This is a genomic window from Haloferula luteola (assembly GCF_014201715.1).
GTDB classification, from domain to species: domain Bacteria; phylum Verrucomicrobiota; class Verrucomicrobiia; order Verrucomicrobiales; family Akkermansiaceae; genus Haloferula; species Haloferula luteola.
In genome coordinates, this window is sequence record NZ_JACHFD010000007.1 from 88,008 (window position 1) to 100,326 (window position 12,319).

Consider the following 12,319-nt stretch of genomic DNA (forward strand, 5'->3'; position numbering starts at 1 on the left):
CTTGGAGCGATGAGTTGGCTGATCAAAAATGGAACGGTGGTGACCGCGGAGCGAGAATTCGTGGCAGACGTGTTGTGCCTCGGGGAAACCATCGAAGCGGTGGGCCCCGATTTGGAGGCTCCAGAGGGAGTCGAGGTCATCGACGCGACGGGGAAGTACGTCTTTCCTGGGTTCATTGATCCTCACGTTCACATTTATTTGCCGTTCATGGGAACGTTCGCCAAGGACGACTACGAGAGTGCGAGCCGGGCGGCGTTGATGGGAGGCACAACGACCTTGATCGAGATGTGCTGTCCAGGCCGCGACGAGGATCCCCTGGAAGCCTTTCATCTTTGGAAGAGCAAGGCGGAGGGACTTTCGTCCTGCGACTATACTTTTCATATGGGGGTCACCCGGTTTGATTCAGCGACCGCTTCGGCACTCGAGGAGATTGTCGGAGAGGGGGTGGCATCGTTCAAAGTTTTCCTCGCGTATCAAGGAGCGTTCGGCATCGACGATACCGAGCTCTACGAAACGTTGAGGCTGGCGAAGGAGTTGGGAGTGATCGTGACAGCCCACTGCGAAAATGCTGCGCTCGTGGCGAAACTCCAGGCGGCACTGGTGGCGGACGGCAAGACCGGTCCGGAGTGGCATGAACCGTCCCGCCCGGTGCAGGTAGAGGCCGAGGGCTGCCATCACTTGATGACTTTCGCGGAGGCGACCGGAGCGCATGTCTACGTCGTCCATACGAGCTGTAAAGATGCGCTCGACGTCATTCGCGGAGCGAAATCCCGCGGCGTGCAGGCCTGGGTCGAGACGGTCATTCCCTATCTGGTTCTCGACAAGTCGTATGCTGAGAGGCCTGACTTTGAAGGTGCGAAGTGGGTGATGAGCCCCCCGATCCGGGATAAGTCTCATCAGTTTGCGCTGTGGGAAGGGTTGGCGGACGGTTCAATCAGCACGGTGGGGACCGATCACGCACCATTCGATTTCGAGACTCAGAAACACATGGGACATCCCGACGTGGAGAAGGCCGTGACTGCGGACTTCTCCCCGCGTGGAGAAGGTGGAAATTTCACCCTGATCCCCAATGGGATTCCCAGTGTTGAAGATCGGGTGAACCTGCTTTTCACTGCGGGGGTGAAAACTGGCCGGATCGACTTGCCGACTTTCGTGAAAGTGGCGAGCACCGAAGCGGCGAAGATCTTCGGTCTCTATCCGAGGAAGGGCGAGATCGCACCGGGCAGCGATGGCGATGTGGTCGTGTACGATCCCGAATACCGGGGCGTGATCTCCGCCGAAACGCACTCGATGCGCACCGACTACTCGGGCTTCGAGGGCATGGAGATTCTCGGGCGCCCCAGCATGGTAACGGTGCGGGGGCAAGTCATGGTGCGCGAGGGAAAGTTTGTGGGTGAGGCCGGGCACGGGCGATTTCTTGCCCGGATTCCGACGCACTTCTGAGTGACCCCGATGTTCAGCTAAGTTCTGCCAGGACCTCGGCAAAAACGCCGAGCAGGAAATCCGCATCGGCTTCAGTGAGGCACATTGGCGGCTTGATGCGGATCACCGACCCGAACAGGCCACCTTTGCCGACGATCAGGCCATGGTCCTTGCAGCGCTCGAAGAAATCGGCGGTGAAGGCGGTGGCGGGTTGGCGATCGATGACGAATTCGACTCCGAGGATCAGTCCGCTGCCGCGGACGTCGGCGATGATCGGGAACCGGGACTGGAGGCTCTTCAAGCCAGTGATGAGGCGGTCGCCGATGAGCTTGCAGTGCCCCATCGTGTCGTCGCGCAACATGACGTCGAGGGTTGCCTTTCCGGCGACCATGGCCAGCGGGTCGCCGCCAAAGGTATTGAAGTGGATGCGCTCGGACATTTTTGCCGCAATCTCATCGGTGGTGACCACAGCCGCGAGCGGGAAGCCGTTGCCGATCGATTTTGCCATCACCACGATGTCGGGAGTGACGCCGTAGTTCTCGAAACCCCAGAAGTGGGTGCCAGTGCGTCCGAAGCCGGTCTGGACTTCATCGGCGATGCAAACGCCGCCCGCCGCGCGGACGTGGGCGTAGGCGTGCTCTAGGTAGTCGCTTGGGTAGGGAACGGTGCCTCCGACGCCTTGCATGGGCTCGGCAATGAATGCGGCGATCTTGCCGGAGGTGCCAAATTGGATGAGTTGCTGGATTTCTGCTGCATAGTCGCGCCCGGCTCCAGGGGTGTCGTAGCGAATGGGCCCCCAGATCGGGTGAGGTGCCTTGGCGTGTTGAAAGCCCGGCATGGGAGGCACGGGGTATTTCCAAGTGTGATGGCCGGTGAGCGACATGCCGACCGCATTGCCGCCATGGTAGCAATTTCTCAGAGAGATGACCTCGTGGTGGTCGGTGAAAAGCCGCGCCATCAGGATCGCCAGGTCGTTGGCTTCCGAACCTGAATTGACGAAATACACTCGCTTGAGCGGATCGGGAAAGGTCGATACGAGGGATTCTGCGAACTCGACGACGGCGGGATGGAGGTAGCAGGTGGGCGCGTGCTGGATCATTCCCGCCTGGGCGGTGATGGCTGCCGTGACCTCTGGATGGCAGTGGCCGACGCTCACGGTGCAAATGCCGCCGAAGGCATCGAGGTAGCGCTTCCCCGTTTCATCCCACAAGTACTGCATGTACCCTTGGACAGGATAGAAGGGGTCCTTGTAGAGCAGGAAGATGCCGGGATTGAGCACTGCCTTGCGGCGGGCCAGCAGTTCTTCCTTCGAGGGGCCCTGATAGGCCTCGGGAATGTAATCGCAGGGTGGCAGGTCCATGGGGATCAGTCAGTGATAGCAGAAGCTGGGCCGGATCGAAAAGAGGAGAAATTCAGTGGAGCTTGACAAGGTGTGAAAAATACACCACAAGCCGGTGTCGCCTCGACTGCGGGGTTGATCTTCGGACTGCGAACATTGGATCGGACCTCATCATGAACTCGCCATTACAAACGGATTTGTATCAGTTAACGATGGCGGCGGCCTATTGGCATTCCGGCACTGCGGATCAGGAAAGCGTGTTTCATGCGTTCTTCCGTCAATTGCCATTTGGAGGTGGATATGCGATCGCTGCCGGATTGGAATCGGTGCTGGAGTGGGTGGAGACTTTTCATTTTGCCCAGCATGACATCGCCTATTTGGGCGAATTGCGAACGCCACGAGGGGAGTTGATGTTTCCGCCGGAATTTCTGAAATTTCTCTCGGAGTTGCGGCTTGATCTATCGATCGACGCCGTGGCGGAAGGGGAGCCGGTCTTTGCGCATGAACCGCTGCTGAGGGTGCAGGGGCCGATTCTCCATGCTCAGTTGGTGGAAACGGCTCTGCTGAACATGGTGAACTTTCAGACCCTTGTCGCCACGAAGGCTGCGCGCATGGTCGACGCGGCGGGAGGAGCCCCTGTCGTCGAGTTTGGGTATCGCCGGGCGCAAGGTCCGGATGGGGCTTTGTCGGCGAGTCGTGCGGCATGGATGGGAGGGTGCGCTGGAACATCGAATGTCCTCGCGGGGCAACGCTATGGGATCCCGGTCAGAGGAACCCATGCCCACTCGTGGGTGATGTCGTTTGATGAGGAGACCGAAGCCTTTGATCGCTATGCGGAAGCCATGCCGGACAACTCGATTCTATTGGTGGATACCTACGATACTTTGCAAGGTGTCCGGAATGCCATCCTCACTGCACGGAAGTTGAGGGAGAGGGGACATGAGCTGGGAGGCATTCGACTGGATTCGGGCGACTTGGCCTGGCTTAGCCAGCAAGCCCGGATGCTACTCGACGAAGCTGGGTTCGCGGAGGTGAAGATTGTGGCGAGCAATGACTTGGATGAGTCCATCATTGAAAGTCTGCGCCAGCAGGGGGCTCGGATTGATGTCTGGGGAGTGGGAACGCGACTGGTGACGGGAGGAGATCAGGCCGCTTTGGGTGGAGTCTACAAGCTCGCGGCACTCCGGCAGCCGGATGGAAGCTGGAAGCCACGGATCAAGCGCAGCGAACAAAGCGCCAAAAGTTCGATTCCGGGGCGTCTGCAGGTGAGGAGATTTCGGAATCGCTCGGAGTGGGTGGGAGATGCGATCTACGACGAAGATCGTGGCTTTACTGGCGATCCCGTGATTGTGGATCCCGCGGATCCGGTGCGCCGTAAGAAGCTGGTAGGAGAGTCTTTCGATCTCCTTCAGCCGGTATGGCGGGGAGGCCGGAGAGTGGGGGCCACTCAAGGATTGGATGAGGCGCGGGAACGGTGCCGAGCGGGACTGGCTGCACTCCATCCGGGAGTCCGCAGGGCAGTGAATCCTCATCGTTATCCCGCAGGTTTGGAGCGGGGATTGTGGCAATATCGGGAAACTCTCTTGGAGGCGCGAGCATGAACGTTCATGAGAGCATGAGGCATGGTCGAACGGGTCGAGGGCTGCGCGGAAAACCTGAGCGGGTTCGGGTGGCGGCGGTGGCTGTGAATCAAACGCCCTTGGATTGGGTAGGGAACGGGATGCGGATCCGGGAGGCCGTGAACTGCGCTCGACAGCAGGGTGCCCAGATCGTGGTTCTTCCTGAGCTGTGTCTGTGTGGGTATGGATGTGAAGATGCGTTCTTTCTGCCATCCACCGCCGAGCATGCCTGGCAATCTTTGGAGGACTTGAAGCCGAGGACTCAGGGGCTTGTCGTGGTGGTGGGATTGCCGATTCGTCACGAAGGGGCGTTGTTCAATGCCTCGGCGGTGTTGGTGAACGGTGAAATCGAGGCGCTAGTGGCGAAGCAACATCTCGCAGGCGATGGCATCCACTATGAGCCTCGTTGGTTCAAGCCATGGCCTGTGGGCGTGGTCGATGAGTATCGGGGACCTGAGGGGGGTGTTCCGATCGGAAACTTGGTGGTCGAGGTCGGAGGGGTCCGGTTGGGACTGGAGATTTGTGAGGACGCTTGGGTGGCTCAGCGTCCGGGAGCTCTCCTTGCGGCCAGGGGTGTCGAGTTGATCGTGAATCCGAGCGCCAGCCATTTTGCGTTCGGTAAATCGAAAATACGTCGGCGGCTGGTGGAAGAGGGATCGCGAGCCTTTGGTGCGGTGTATGTTTATGCTAACCTCCTCGGCAACGAGGCGGGACGGATTCTCTATGATGGGCAGTTGATGATTGCTGAAGAGGGTCGAATCCTTGCCGAAAGTCGACGTTTTGGTTTTCAGGATTCGGAGATTCTTACAGCGACGGTGAACCTCAGATCGGGTCGGCTCGCAATGGCGGAGAGCGCCAGCTATTTTCCTCAACTCGGTGAAGATCGGGGGCGCGTGAGAGTTGAGTGGATTTGGCCGGAAGTGGGACCTGAGAGGGTCTGTCGAGCGGAGCCGATCGGAGAGGAGAAGATGGAGGAGTTCACCCGGGCTGTGGCTTTGGGGCTGTTTGACTATCTTCGGAAATCGGGGGCCCGCGGGTATGTGGTGTCGCTGAGTGGTGGTGCGGATTCTTCGGCCGCAGCCTGTTTGGTGCGACTGATGTGGGAGATGGCTCATGAGGAGCTTGAAGGCAGGATCGGCGAGAAGCTGCCTGTGGACCGTTTCGAGGATCTTTTGCTGACCGCTTACCAAGCGACGGAGAACAGCGGGCAGTTGACCCGGAATGCTGCTCGCGAGGTGGCGACGGCGATTGGGTCCTGCCACCGGGAACTGGAGGTGGAGGCCATTCGGCAGGCCTATGTGGCGATGGTGGAGAGCGCGGTCGGTGAAACCCTCGACTGGGAGCATCATGACGTGGCATTGCAGAATGTGCAGGCTCGGGTGAGGTCCCCTGGGATCTGGATGCTGGCGAATTTGCGAGGTGCGATTCTCCTGAGTACGAGCAACCGGAGTGAGGCCGCGGTTGGCTATGCCACGATGGATGGGGATACTTCGGGTGGATTGGCTCCAATCTCCGGAATCGATAAAGCCTTCCTTCGTGAGTGGTTGAAGTGGTTGGAGCTTACTGGTCCGGTCATCGGTGGAAGACGACGAGCCATCCCCGAGCTTGCGCTGGTCAATCGGCAGGAACCCACGGCTGAGCTCCGTCCCCCCGGATGCGGCCAAACCGATGAAGTGGATTTGATGCCCTACCCTGTTCTCGATTTCATCGAGCGAGCGTTTCTGTGCGATCGTCAGGACCCTGAGGGGTTGCTCGATGAACTCGGGGTGACTTTCCCGGAAATTTCGGCAGAGCAGAGACAAAGGTGGGTGGAGGCGTTCTTCCGTCTGTGGAGGAGAAATCAATGGAAGCGCGAACGCTACGCCCCCTGTTTTCACCTTGATGATGAGAACCTCGATCCCAAGACCTTCTGTCGATGGCCAATTCTGAGTGGTGAGGGGCTTGGAGGATGATTTGAAGAAACAACGAAGATGAATGCAAAAGAAGAAGTAAGAATCAGCAAGTTGCTGAGTTTGGTGTTGAGACATCGTCCCGAGACTCTGGATCTACAGTTGGATGAAAGCGGATGGATCTCCTGCGATGCGTTGCTCAAAGCGCTGGCGAAGCGTGGAAATGTTGTGAATTTTGAGCAGCTGCGCCAATTGGTAGAAAATAGTGACAAGCAAAGGTTTGCCTTAAGTGCTGATGGAAAGCGAATTCGTGCAAATCAAGGGCATTCGGTTTCCGTGGAATTGGAACTTCCCCAAGAGTCGCCCCCCGATCGGCTTTACCATGGCACTGTCGAGCGGTTCCTCGAAAGCATCCACAAGCGTGGGCTGATTCGGGGTCGGCGTCACCATGTGCATCTCAGTCAGGATCGATCGACTGCCCGGCAGGTGGCCATGCGGCGGGGGAGTCCTGTCATCCTGGTCGTCCTTGCGAAAGAGATGGCGGCGGAAGGGTATGCCTTTTATCGCTCGCCCAATGGAGTTTGGCTTGTGGATGAGGTGCCGCCCAAGTTTCTTCAATCATCATGAAGACAACCACCTTGTACCGCCCGGTGGGGCCACTCGAGTTGAAGCGGATTGAAGAAAGTGAATGGACTGCCTTTCCTCCGCGTTTGCCGGATCAGCCGATTTTTTATCCGGTGTTGAATGTGGACGATGCGGTTCAGATTGCTCGTGACTGGAATGTGCCGTCTTCGGGATCGGGTTTTGTCACCCAGTTTCAGGTAGAATCCGAATATCTTCAGAGGTTTCCCGTGCAGGTCGTTGGCGGCAGGGAGCATGTGGAACTTTGGGTGCCAGCGGAGGAACTCGATGAGTTCAATCGCCGGATTGTCGGACGCATTGAAGTGGTCAGAAGCTTTCCGGAGGTCGCTTGTCCTGGGAAATCAGTTAGACGAATGAAGGCGATTCAGGGAGATATTACTCGATTGCAGGTGGATGCGATTGTGAATGCTGCGAATACGAGTTTGCTTGGTGGCGGGGGAGTGGATGGTGCCATTCACCGGGCAGCCGGACCCGAGTTGGTGGAGGAGTGTCGAAAGTTCCGTGGCTGCAAGACTGGTGAGGCTCGGCTGACTCAAGGCTACCGCCTTCCCGCCCGCTGGGTGATTCACACTCCTGGGCCCGTGTGGAATGGCGGAGGCCTTCACGAGCGGGAGAAACTGGCGAGTTGTTATCGAAATTCATTGCGCCTGGCGATGGACCAGGGCGCGGGAAGCATTGCTTTCCCGTGCATCAGCACGGGGGTGTATCGATATCCACCGGATCTCGCAGCTCAGGTGGCAGTGGAAACCTGCCGCGATTTCCTGGAGGAGACGGGGGCCGACCTGGCGGTGACGTTTTGCTGTTTCTCGAAGGCTGACCTCGAACTTTACCAGAAACTGTTATGAAGGCATTGATTGTGGTGGATGTGCAAAACGACTTCCTGCCCGGCGGGGCCTTGGGGGTGCCCGGAGGGAATGAAATCTTGCCGGTGGTGAATCGATGGATGGAAGCATTTCCCCGCATCGTGGCGACGCGGGATTGGCATCCGCCGGACCACGGAAGTTTCGCCGTGAATCATCCGGGCGGGAAGGTTTTCGAGTTGGGTGAACTTGATGGGTTGCCGCAAGTGCTGTGGCCGGTGCACTGCGTGCAGGAGTCCCGAGGGGCGGAGTTCGCCGACGGCCTTGCGGTCGACCGGATCGACCGGGTGTTTTCAAAGGGAACCCGAGTCGAGGTCGATAGCTACAGCGGCTTCCACGACAACGGCCGCCGCCATGCCACCGGCCTGGGGGATTGGCTCAGAGCTCAGGGGGTCGATGAAGTGGCGGTCTGCGGGTTGGCGACCGACTACTGTGTGAAATTCACGGCGCTCGATGCCTTGCGGGAAGGATTCCGGACGAGCCTGATCGTGGATGCCTGCCGCGGCGTGAATCTTGAGCCTGGCGATGTGGAAAGAGCCGTGGAGGAGATGCAATCTGCGGGAGTGGAGATTCTGAAGTGAGGGTCATCGTCCGAGCTGGATCGGACCGATGGCCTGTTTGATGACCTCGCCGGTGAGGGGAGATGAAAGCAGGGTCTCTGTATTGCCGAAGGCGTGGATGGCGTCGCGAAGGGCTTCGCGGACGGAGATGGCGAGCATGAGGGGGGGTTCGCCAACGGCTTTGGAACCATGGATGGTGTGGTCCTGGGTCGCGTCGGTGAGGAGTGAAACGCGGAAGTCGGCGGGGGCATCGGACCAAGCGGGGATGGCGTAGGTGCTGGCGCTGTGGGTGAGAAGGTGGCCGTGCTCGTCCCATTTGAGTTGCTCGGTGATGAGCTTCAAAAGGAGATGGTTGACCCCGCGATTGCAGTATTGAGACCCAAGAAGATGGCACATTTCGTCGGGCAACTGTAAGCGGATGGAAGGAGCGGTGAAGTTTATCGCTTCCGACCGGGGATTTGAACATGCGAGGACGGGCGGATTATGTTAGTTGAATGCTGGTTTTCATTTTGGATCTCCAACAGTCCTCCTGCCATGTCTCCCTATTCGATACCGATTTCGCACACTCCGCGCCCTCCGTTTGTCATTGGCGTCACCGGCAACGTGGATCCAGAGGGTTATCACGATGACCACGCCACCTGCGACGCTTCGCCCCAGATCATTGAGCTGCGAGCGCGCATCCAAGCCGTTTTCGACTGGGTCCGCGCCGGGAAAGGGGAGCTGGATCCGATGGCCGGGCGTTTCCTGCCACATGCGCGTCCTGGTGATGGCCATAGAGACACGGGAGAGGCTGCATGCTGGCAGGGGCTTGGGATGACTCATTCCCCGATCCTAATCCTGAGTTCACTCGCCCCGGGAATCGACACGATTGTGGTCGAAGCTGCTCTCGATTACGCCGAACAACATCCTGACGCCGAGATTTCAATCCTCGCGCCACTGCCATTCCCAGTCGACGTTTATGTTGAGGCGAGCACCTTCGACACTCCGGAGAAAAAGCAGCGCTTCCTAGAGCTTTGCAGCCGCCTCGACGAAGGCCGGCTTTTCGAGGTCGCGCTAGATAACGATCTCCTGCGGGGCGATCCGGAAGAGGCTCACGATGACCTCACCGCGATCGATCCCTGCTTCGGGAAACCCCGCCGTCGCCTGCGCTACCGCGCTGCGGGAGAGTACATCGCCGCCCACAGCGACCTCCTCCTCGCGGTGTTCGACGATGCACTCGACCAGTCGAAGGCCGACGACATCTTCGAAGCCGGAAGCGCGACGATCGTCGAGTCCAAGCGCTCGGGCCTGACCCACGAACTCCTTGCGGTTTCGAACAACGTGGCTTGGGCGGACAATGGCCCGGTCTTGGTCTTACCCATTAGGCGCACCAAACGCCTCACCCTTGATCCCGACAATGCGGCCGCCCTGCCGGAGCCTGGGCCCATGCACTTCCTGCATCCGTATGACATCCTCGCTTCGAGATCTGAACGACCGGACAATGATCCCGCCTGGCAAAAGGCGGGCGATGAGCGTTTCCGACGGGTGCTCGTCCGGCAGGAGCGCTTCAACCGCCTGCCGGAGGACTCCAAGGAAGAGAGCGAGCTTCTCAAGATGGCCGGTGACGAGGTGGCGAAAGTTCCAGAAGCGTTGGCCTTTGCCAGTAGCCTCGATCCGATCGCCTGCGTCCGCCGCCGCGCGGCAAACGAGGCTTCAAGATTAAAGAAAAAACGCGATTCCATGCTCCTCAATCTGCTGCGCTTGATCGCCGTGGCCGCGCTGACCTTCGGAGCATACGAGCACTGGCATCACCATCTGAGCCACCCGCATCTGCCGGAGCCTCTGCCGTGGTTCGCCCACGACACCGGTTCGCGCATCCAGTGCGGGCTGCTGGTGGTTGCGCTGGTCAGCCTTCTGGTTTCCGGAATCCGCTATTACCGCTACCGCATTTCCGGGACGGAGGAGAACCGCTTCGATTACCGTGCCATAGGCGAGGCGTTGCGGGTCCAGTTCTACTGGCAGCTTGCGGGCACCGGGCGCAGCGTGTCCGCTGATTACATGCAGCGCCAGCGCGATGAACTCGACTGGATTCGCTACGTGGTCTCTTCCCTTTCGATTCCCTTCGAGGTAGCCCGCCGTCGAATGCTGGGTCTCCGAAAAGAGGCTCGCGTCGTGCTCCTTTCGTCTGCTCACCGGGAGTGGATCGCGAAGCAGCATGAGTGGTTCCGCGACGAGGCGCCGAAGTCCGAAAGGAAAGCCCACCATTTTCATTCGCGGGGCTGGATCTTCACCACCGCCGGGCTGCTTTGCATGATCGCCATGCTCCTGGTGGAACTCTCGCCGCCGCTTGCGGACTATCTGCACCATCACTACTGGAAATGTGCTCTGCCGGGATGGATCGGCGGCTTGCTTCTTTTCTTCCTGGGGAAAAAGCGCGGCCACAGCGGCAGCCCGCATGAGGTGGAGCCAGGGGATGCGCAGCGGCGGACCGGCTTCCTGCGCTGGATCTTCGGCGATTGGCAGACTTGGGGAGCGGCACTGGTCATCGCCTCCCTCATCTTCCCCATCGCGTTCACCCTCGGCGAGTTGACGACCGTCTGGCCGGACGGCCACAACTGGTGGATCATCCTCACCGGTGCCGCGCTGCTGGCCGGCGGACTCTGTATCGCGTGGGCGGAGCGGAACTTTTTTGGCGAGGAAGCCCGCCAGTATCGGTCCATGGCCGATTTATTTGGCTGTGCCGACCGCCGGCTGGAGCGGCTCATTCCCCGCTACCAGGCCGCAGATGAAGGCAGTGCGGAGGAAGCCCGCCTGCTTTTTGAAATCCAAGACATCTTCTATCAGATTGGCTGCGAGGCCCTCAATGAGAACGCTGAGTGGCTCATCCAGCACCGCGCCCGTCCTTTGGAGCCCTTCATGGCGGGGTGATCCTGCCCACGTTGTTTCCCATGACTCCCCGCATCTGGCAACCCGACGATCCCACGCCCGGCTGGCTCCAGGCGGAGAAGGATTCCGACCTGACGATCCATCTGCCACTCGAAGAGAATCTGGTCGTCCCCCTCCACTTCCGCCGCATTCCGGCGGGGGGATTCCGCATGGGTCAGCGCGGCGGACCGCATGACGAAGAACCCGTTCACCTAGTGAGAATTCCCCAGCCTTTTTACCTCGGCACTTTTGCCATCACGCAGGTGCAATATCGCGCGATGGCGATGGCTTGTTTGGCGGACCTCAGCGCCATTGAACACAATCTGGGCATCGATCCGAGCGAGTACAAAGGCGACTTGCACCCGGTCGAAAACGTGAGTTGGGAGGATGCGGATGCCATCGCACGATGGTTGACTCACTCCGGGCTTTTGCCTGCGGGCTGGCATTCGGCTCTGCCACCCGAGGCGCATTGGGAATACGCCTGTCGGGCAGGGACCGACACGGAATACTGGAGCGGTGATGGGGCGGCGGCGCTGAAGGAAGTCGGTTGGTTTTCCGATAACAATACTGGGAAATCCCACCCCGTGGGTGAGCTGCCCGCCAATTCCAGGGGCCTCCATGACATGCACGGCAACGTGATGGAATGGTGCGCGGATGTGTGGGATGCGAAGGCGTATCGGAAGCGCCCGGATGGCTGGGTCGCGAGGGAGGGGGATGAGGCGGATGCGGGAGACGACGCGACCTATCTGAATGAAGTAGAGAGGAAGAAAGGCGACCGTGATCGCGTGCTGCGCGGCGGCACCTGGGTCAGCACGGCCGGGATGTGCCGCTCGGCGTATCGCGACAGGCTCATGCCCGTCTACCGCCTCTGGTGCATCGGCTTCCGTCTTTGCGTGTTCCCCGGTTCCGATGACCCGGCGGCCGGAGGCCCACGAGCAGCGGAGTCCGCAGCCGCAGCAGTGGAGCCGAGGGACGAGGTGCAGCAAGCGCAGGCGGGGGACGAAGCGACTGCGGTGAACCTGAGCCACGCCACCCTCCCGCCGCGCAGCGGCGGCGAAATTTTCTGACTATCTAAGCCCTTTTA

At 59.7% G+C, this 12,319-nt stretch carries 10 protein-coding genes; 8 read left to right on the forward strand and 2 right to left on the reverse strand.

Translation table 11 applies throughout. The features are described from left to right. Positions 1-9: 9 nt before the first annotated feature. Positions 10-1,443 (forward strand): dihydropyrimidinase, encoded by a 1,434-nt coding sequence (gene hydA / locus HNR46_RS08485; RefSeq protein WP_184017754.1) that lies wholly within the window; start codon positions 10-12, stop codon positions 1,441-1,443. 13 nt (positions 1,444-1,456) lie between these two features. On the opposite strand, the gene HNR46_RS08490 is transcribed toward hydA, so the two are convergent. Beyond that, positions 1,457-2,782, reverse strand: a complete 1,326-nt coding sequence (locus tag HNR46_RS08490) for an aspartate aminotransferase family protein (RefSeq protein WP_184017756.1) — start codon at positions 2,780-2,782, stop codon at positions 1,457-1,459. A gap of 152 nt (positions 2,783-2,934) precedes the next feature. Between HNR46_RS08490 and HNR46_RS08495 the strand changes: the two genes are divergently transcribed. The 5 genes from HNR46_RS08495 (at position 2,935) to pncA (ending at position 8,352) form a co-directional block, all read left to right on the forward strand. Further along, positions 2,935-4,362: a nicotinate phosphoribosyltransferase gene (locus tag HNR46_RS08495; protein WP_184017758.1), complete on the forward strand. Its 1,428-nt coding sequence runs from the start codon at positions 2,935-2,937 to the stop codon at positions 4,360-4,362. 14 nt (positions 4,363-4,376) lie between these two features. Then, on the forward strand, positions 4,377-6,332 hold the full coding sequence (gene nadE, locus HNR46_RS08500; RefSeq protein ID WP_184017760.1) for an NAD(+) synthase: 1,956 nt from the start codon (positions 4,377-4,379) through the stop codon (positions 6,330-6,332). Positions 6,333-6,350: 18 nt separating this feature from the next. Continuing rightward, positions 6,351-6,896: an RNA 2'-phosphotransferase gene (locus HNR46_RS08505; protein ID WP_184017762.1), complete on the forward strand. Its 546-nt coding sequence runs from the start codon at positions 6,351-6,353 to the stop codon at positions 6,894-6,896. Positions 6,897-7,264: 368 nt separating this feature from the next. Next, positions 7,265-7,756, forward strand: a complete 492-nt coding sequence (locus tag HNR46_RS21370; RefSeq protein WP_184017963.1) for an O-acetyl-ADP-ribose deacetylase — start codon at positions 7,265-7,267, stop codon at positions 7,754-7,756. Then, positions 7,753-8,352, forward strand: coding sequence for a bifunctional nicotinamidase/pyrazinamidase (gene pncA, locus HNR46_RS08515; protein ID WP_184017764.1), 600 nt, complete (start codon positions 7,753-7,755; stop codon positions 8,350-8,352). Before HNR46_RS21370 ends, pncA begins: the two co-directional genes overlap by 4 nt. Positions 8,353-8,355: 3 nt before the next feature. On the opposite strand, the gene HNR46_RS08520 is transcribed toward pncA, so the two are convergent. Continuing rightward, positions 8,356-8,727 (reverse strand): hypothetical protein, encoded by a 372-nt coding sequence (locus tag HNR46_RS08520; RefSeq protein WP_184017766.1) that lies wholly within the window; start codon positions 8,725-8,727, stop codon positions 8,356-8,358. Between the two features lie 138 nt (positions 8,728-8,865). Here HNR46_RS08520 and HNR46_RS08525 point away from each other — a divergent pair, with 138 nt between their 5' ends. Together HNR46_RS08525 and HNR46_RS08530 are read left to right on the forward strand one after the other, a co-directional pair. Continuing rightward, entirely contained in the window at positions 8,866-11,238 is a 2,373-nt protein-coding gene (locus HNR46_RS08525; protein ID WP_184017768.1) for a hypothetical protein, read from the forward strand. A gap of 20 nt (positions 11,239-11,258) precedes the next feature. Continuing rightward, positions 11,259-12,302: a formylglycine-generating enzyme family protein gene (locus tag HNR46_RS08530; RefSeq protein WP_184017770.1), complete on the forward strand. Its 1,044-nt coding sequence runs from the start codon at positions 11,259-11,261 to the stop codon at positions 12,300-12,302. The last annotated feature ends 17 nt before the right edge of the window (positions 12,303-12,319 follow it).

Bases quoted from the DNA above. Each gene is read 5' to 3' on its own strand.
- hydA (WP_184017754.1), top strand. From the start codon at position 10: ATGAGTTGGCTGATCAAAAATGGAACGGTGGTGACCGCGGAGCGAGAA.
- HNR46_RS08490 (WP_184017756.1), bottom strand. From the start codon at position 2,782: ATGGACCTGCCACCCTGCGATTACATTCCCGAGGCCTATCAGGGCCCC.
- HNR46_RS08495 (WP_184017758.1), top strand. From the start codon at position 2,935: ATGAACTCGCCATTACAAACGGATTTGTATCAGTTAACGATGGCGGCG.
- nadE (WP_184017760.1), top strand. From the start codon at position 4,377: ATGAGGCATGGTCGAACGGGTCGAGGGCTGCGCGGAAAACCTGAGCGG.
- HNR46_RS08505 (WP_184017762.1), top strand. From the start codon at position 6,351: ATGAATGCAAAAGAAGAAGTAAGAATCAGCAAGTTGCTGAGTTTGGTG.
- HNR46_RS21370 (WP_184017963.1), top strand. From the start codon at position 7,265: ATGAAGGCGATTCAGGGAGATATTACTCGATTGCAGGTGGATGCGATT.
- pncA (WP_184017764.1), top strand. From the start codon at position 7,753: ATGAAGGCATTGATTGTGGTGGATGTGCAAAACGACTTCCTGCCCGGC.
- HNR46_RS08520 (WP_184017766.1), bottom strand. From the start codon at position 8,727: ATGTGCCATCTTCTTGGGTCTCAATACTGCAATCGCGGGGTCAACCAT.
- HNR46_RS08525 (WP_184017768.1), top strand. From the start codon at position 8,866: ATGTCTCCCTATTCGATACCGATTTCGCACACTCCGCGCCCTCCGTTT.
- HNR46_RS08530 (WP_184017770.1), top strand. From the start codon at position 11,259: ATGACTCCCCGCATCTGGCAACCCGACGATCCCACGCCCGGCTGGCTC.